The sequence below is a fragment of the uncultured Devosia sp. genome, from assembly GCF_913055165.1.
Lineage (GTDB): Bacteria > Pseudomonadota > Alphaproteobacteria > Rhizobiales > Devosiaceae > Devosia.
This window is the reverse complement of record NZ_CAJXJS010000110.1, coordinates 1-4,875: the sequence shown is the minus strand read 5'-3', so window position 1 is coordinate 4,875 and position 4,875 is coordinate 1. Positions and strand designations below refer to the sequence as shown.

Genomic DNA, 4,875 nt, shown 5'->3' with positions numbered 1-4,875 from the left:
GTGTGGAAGTCTCGGAAATCAACAAGCTCGCCAAGCAGCACCGCCAGATGGCGGATATGATGAAGAAGGTTAGTAAGGGCGGCATGGGCTCGCTGGCCGGCATGTTCGGCGGCAAGATGGGTGGGATGATGGGCGGCATGCCCGATCTCTCCAAGATGGATCCCAAGCAGCTCGAAGCCATGGCGCGCCAGGCCGGCGTCGACCCCGAACAATTGAAGGGCCTGCCCTCGGCAGACCTTCCGGCGCAGAAATCGCTGCCCAGCGACGTCAACGCGCTTCTGAAATCCTCCGGAGGCCCGGCTCTGCCCGGGCTTGGCGGAGCCCCGCGTTTCCCCGGCCTGCCTGGCCTGGGCAAGAAGAAATAACCCCTTAAACCGACTTTACTGACAGGACTGAAAAATGGCTCTCAAGATCCGCCTTGCCCGCGCTGGCACCAAGAAGCGCCCCTTCTACCACATCGTCATCGCCGACGCCCGTTCGCCGCGTGATGGCCGCTTCATCGAGAAGCTGGGCACCTTCAACCCGCTGCTGGCCAAGGACGCCGAGAACCGTGTCGTGCTCGACGCCGAGCGCGCCAAGCACTGGCTCTCGCATGGCGCCCAGCCGACCGACCGCGTGCTGCGCTTCCTCGACGCTGCCGGTCTGGCCAAGCGTGATGCCCGCAACAACCCCAAGAAGGGTGAACCCGGCGATCGCGCCAAGGAACGCGCTGAAGAAAAGGCCGCCAAGGCCGCCGCTGCCAACGCCCCGGCAGAAGAAGCTTCGGCCGAGTAACTTTGGCATCTGCCTGAATGAGAAAGCCCCGGTGGAGACACCGGGGCTTTTTTTCTTGGCGATGGTCGCCCTCGCCCTTCGAGGCCGCTTTGCGGCACCTCAGGATGAGGGCTCGGGTGAACTCTGCATTCGACACGACCTCATGGTGAGGTGCGAAGCGGAGCGTAGCCTCGAACCACGAGGGCGTTAGCGCTTCAGTTTGGCCAAAATCGCCGCGCCCATTTCCTCGGTGCCGACGGTCTTGCAGTTGTCCTGTGCGATATCGCCTGTCCGCAGGCCATCGCTGAGCACCGCCGAAATGGCGTTCTCGACCTGGGTGGCCAGTTCGATCATGTTGAACGAATAGCGCAGGGCCATGGCGAAGCTGGCGATCATGGCGATGGGGTTGGCAATGCCCTTGCCGGCAATGTCGGGGGCCGAACCGTGGACGGGCTCGTAGAAGGCCTTGCGCTTGCCGGTGACCGGATCGGGGGCGCCGAGCGAGGCGGAGGGCAGCATGCCCAGCGAGCCGGTCAGCATGGCGGCGACGTCGGAGAGAATGTCGCCGAACAAATTGTCGGTGACCATGACGTCGAACTGCTTGGGCGTGCGCACCAGCTGCATGGCGGCATTGTCGGCCAGGATGTGGTGCAGTTCGACATCGGCATAGTCCTTGGCGACATTGCGGACGACCTCGTCCCAAAGCACGCCGGACTTCATCACGTTCTTCTTGTCGGCCGAATGCACCTTGCCGCCGCGGGTGCGGGCGAGGTCAAAGGCGACGCGGGCGATGCGGTCGATCTCATAGGTCTCATAGACCTGGGTATCGATGGCACGCTTCTGGCCATTGCCGAGATCGGTAATGGTCTTGGGCTCGCCGAAATAGACGCCGCCGGTCAATTCGCGCACGATCAGGATATCGAGGCCTTCGACCAGCTCTTTCTTGAGCGAGGAGGCCGAGGCCAGGGCCGGGTAGCAGATGGCGGGACGCAGATTAGCGAACACGGCTAGTTCCTTGCGCAGGCGCAGGAGCGCCGCCTCGGGGCGGTGCTCATAGGGGACATTGTCCCATTTGGGGCCGCCTACGGCACCGAAGATCACCGCATCGGCGGCCTTGGCCTTGGCGACGTCCTCGTCGGTGATGGCCACGCCATGGGCGTCATAGGCGGCACCACCGGCGAGCCCTGAATCGGTCGAAAAGTCCGTCAGGCCCTCGGCATTGGTCCAGGCGATGAGCTTTTCCACCTCGACCATGATCTCGGTGCCGATGCCGTCGCCGGGCAGAAGGAAGAGGGAATGGGTGGCCATGATCGGAAAGCTCCTCGCCGTACTGGTGGGTACACCTGAAAATTGGTGCCGACATACAAGGTTTTCGGGGCTCTGCGCAAGGCGGGATCAGGCAAAACCGTTCCGCGAGAACAGCACCCAGAAAGCGAAGACATTGGTCAGGGTGTGAGCGATGCTCACATAAAAGACCGAGCCGGTGCGCCAGGCGATCCAGTTCCAGAGCAAGCCCAGAAGTGCGGCGCCACCGATCAGGGCCGCCGCACCGCCGTCGAAAGCGATGCCGTGGCTCATGGCCAATGGCACATGCCAGAGCGTGAACAGGCCCCAGCCGAGCCAGAAGCCGAGACGCGGCCGGTCGCGAAATGTGCCCAGAAAGCCACCGCGCCAGGCGATTTCCTCGAGCGGGCCGTTGATGGTGGCGATCAGTAGAGCGAGATACATCGAACCGCTGGTCAGGATCGAGGTATTGGGTACGAAATTGACAACGCCCACGAGCCCGGCCTGCGCCAGCAGCAGCGGAATGATCCACCAGTCGCGCCAGCGGAGCTTTTCGGAAAACAGCCGCCCGTCATTGCCCTCAAGCGCGTGCCAGCCGATCACCGGCAGGCAGAAGAACAGCCAATAGAAGGTCAGCGCGAACAGATAGCCATATTGCGGATGCCAGTTGGTCAGCGCGGGCACCACGAAAAACAGCGCCCCGATGACGAGCGCTGCATGTGCCGGAAGGGCCAGTTGCCGGGGGCGCATCGATCAGCCCAGACGCTTCTGGAAGAAGATGCGCCGCGATCCGGCCGGATGGTCCTCGATGGTGCCGAACTCGACGAAGCCGAGATCGCGATAGAAGTCGGGCGCCTGGAAGGCAAAGGTGTCGAGCCACATGCCGCCCAGGCCCTGCTGGCGGGCCCAGTCTTCGGCCTGCTGCATCAGCAGCCGGCCCAGCCCCTGGCCGCGCAGCTCTGCGGCAACGGCGACGAACTGGATGAACATCCAGCCGTAGAGCACATAGCCGGTGAGGCCGCCCTGGATGGTGCCGGCCTCGTCCCTGAGCAGGAAGCCAAAGTCGCGGTAATTGCCGCCCGGGTGCTGGCCTTCGGCGGCGGCGCCCAGAATGCCCACCACCGCCTCGATGTCGGAGGCGCTGGGCGCGTCGACAAATTCGAGGCGGGGCGTTGCGGTCACGAGTTGGCGGCCCCGATGCGGGCGGTCACCTCGATTTCGATTTTCATGCCCTCCTCGATCATCTGGACGATGAGCATGGAGGCCGCAGGCCGGATGTCCTTGAACACCGGACCGACAGCGGCCACGACCTCGTCCACGTAAGAGCGGTCACCGACATAATAGACCACGCGCACAGTGTCCTGGATGGACGAACCGGCTTCCTTGAGGGCTTTGTCGATGGTGGCGAGAGCGTTTTTCGCCTGCTCACCAACACTCTCGGGCATGGTCATCGAGGCATAGTCATAGCCCGTCGTGCCGGAGACATAGACGGTGTCCTCGTGCCGCACGGCGCGAGAATAGCCGAAGGTGGCTTCAAAAGGGGAACCGGTGGAGACGCGCTGGACCATTGGAGGATCAACTCAGGGGTTTGTGAAGGAAGAACTGGCTGTGCCGGGTGGGTAGTCAGCAAGTGTGCCGAAGACGGTGTAGCCCAGCTTTTCGTAAAAACCGGGCGCCTGGAAAGAGAACGTGTCGAGCCGGATGCCGATGCAGCCGGCCTGCCGCGCTAATTCCTCGGCTTCTCGCATGAGCTTTTCGCCAATGCCCTGGCCGCGCAATGTTTGAGGAACATAGAGTAGTTCCACGAACATGCGGCTATAGCCGATGCGGGCGGTGAGACCGCCTATGGCTGCGCCGGTTTCCGGATCGCGCAGGGCCAGGGCGACATTGCGCGGAGGGCTTTGGGTGCCCTCCGTCTGTTGCTGATTGAAGGCGATCAGGCCTTCGAGAATGGCCGCGCGCGTTTCGGGCAGCGGCTCGGGCTCGAAGACGATCTCGACCATGGGAAATCAGAGCCAGGGGCGTTCGGCCGCCATCTTGCCCTCGAAGGCGGAGATGGAGGGATCCGATTTCAGCGTGCCGGCGATGTCGTCGAGCCCTTCGTGCAGGATCTGCTTGCGGGATGGGTCGATGTCGAAAGTGAGCGTGCCGCCATCGGGTCCCTTGATGGTCTGGGCCTCCAGATCGATGGTCAGCGTGGCGTTGGAGCCGCGCTCGGCATCGTCGAGCAGGAGCTTCAATTGCTCGGGCGTAACCACCAACGGCAGGATGCCGTTCTTGAAGCAGTTATTGTAGAAAATGTCGGCAAAGCTGGTGGAGATGACGCAGCGGATACCGAAATCGAACAGGGCCCAGGGCGCGTGCTCGCGGCTGGAGCCACAGCCGAAATTGTCGCCGGCAATGATGATCTGCGCCTGGCGATAGGCGGGTTTGTTGAGCACGAAATCGGGGTTTTCCGAACCGTCCTCATTGTAGCGCATTTCGCTGAAAAGCGCGGTGCCCAGACCCGTCCGCTTGATGGTCTTCAGGTACTGCTTGGGGATGATCATGTCGGTGTCGATATTGATGATCGGCAGGGGTGCCGCGACACCGGTCAGGGTGGTGAACTTGTCCATGGGGCAAAGACCTCGCTATTGGCCAAGGTCATTGCGCAAATCCGGGCTTTCGGTCAAGGCCAAACCGTACCGAAGCGTACGGTTGGGGCTTCCTCTCCCGTTTTACGGGAGAGGGGAACCGCCATTGGGCGTTGGAGAGGGGAGCAATTGACGCTTAAGTCGAGGCGGTATCGTGGGTGTGGCACCCCCTCCACCGTGCTTTGCATGGTCCCCCCCCCCCCCC

At 62.8% G+C, this 4,875-nt stretch carries 7 protein-coding genes and 1 pseudogene; 2 read left to right on the top strand and 6 right to left on the bottom strand.

Translation table 11 applies throughout. From position 1 onward, the window contains the following. Positions 1 to 365: pseudogene (locus tag QZ564_RS18960) on the top strand (signal recognition particle protein); the annotation flags it as partial. Positions 366 to 399: 34 nt separating this feature from the next. Continuing rightward, positions 400 to 774 (top strand): 30S ribosomal protein S16, encoded by a 375-nt coding sequence (gene rpsP, locus QZ564_RS18955; protein ID WP_297113474.1) that lies wholly within the window; start codon positions 400 to 402, stop codon positions 772 to 774. Between the two features lie 186 nt (positions 775 to 960). Here rpsP and leuB read toward each other — a convergent pair whose 3' ends face one another. The 6 genes from leuB to leuD all read right to left on the bottom strand — a co-directional run bounded on the left by leuB (position 961) and on the right by leuD (position 4,652). Then, positions 961 to 2,061: a 3-isopropylmalate dehydrogenase gene (leuB, locus tag QZ564_RS18950; protein ID WP_297113472.1), complete on the bottom strand. Its 1,101-nt coding sequence runs from the start codon at positions 2,059 to 2,061 to the stop codon at positions 961 to 963. Positions 2,062 to 2,148: 87 nt separating this feature from the next. Next, positions 2,149 to 2,787 (bottom strand): CPBP family glutamic-type intramembrane protease, encoded by a 639-nt coding sequence (locus QZ564_RS18945; RefSeq protein WP_297113470.1) that lies wholly within the window; start codon positions 2,785 to 2,787, stop codon positions 2,149 to 2,151. Positions 2,788 to 2,790: 3 nt separating this feature from the next. Then, positions 2,791 to 3,219, bottom strand: coding sequence for a GNAT family N-acetyltransferase (locus QZ564_RS18940; protein WP_297113468.1), 429 nt, complete (start codon positions 3,217 to 3,219; stop codon positions 2,791 to 2,793). Then, positions 3,216 to 3,605: a RidA family protein gene (locus tag QZ564_RS18935; protein WP_297113466.1), complete on the bottom strand. Its 390-nt coding sequence runs from the start codon at positions 3,603 to 3,605 to the stop codon at positions 3,216 to 3,218. Before QZ564_RS18935 ends, QZ564_RS18940 begins: the two co-directional genes overlap by 4 nt. A 12-nt stretch (positions 3,606 to 3,617) precedes the next feature. Continuing rightward, positions 3,618 to 4,040 carry a GNAT family N-acetyltransferase gene (locus QZ564_RS18930; protein ID WP_297113464.1) on the bottom strand — a complete coding sequence of 141 codons (423 nt, stop codon included), beginning with the start codon at positions 4,038 to 4,040 and terminating at the stop codon, positions 3,618 to 3,620. A gap of 6 nt (positions 4,041 to 4,046) precedes the next feature. Next, positions 4,047 to 4,652 (bottom strand): 3-isopropylmalate dehydratase small subunit, encoded by a 606-nt coding sequence (gene leuD, locus QZ564_RS18925; protein WP_297113462.1) that lies wholly within the window; start codon positions 4,650 to 4,652, stop codon positions 4,047 to 4,049. Between the last annotated feature and the right edge of the window lie 223 nt (positions 4,653 to 4,875).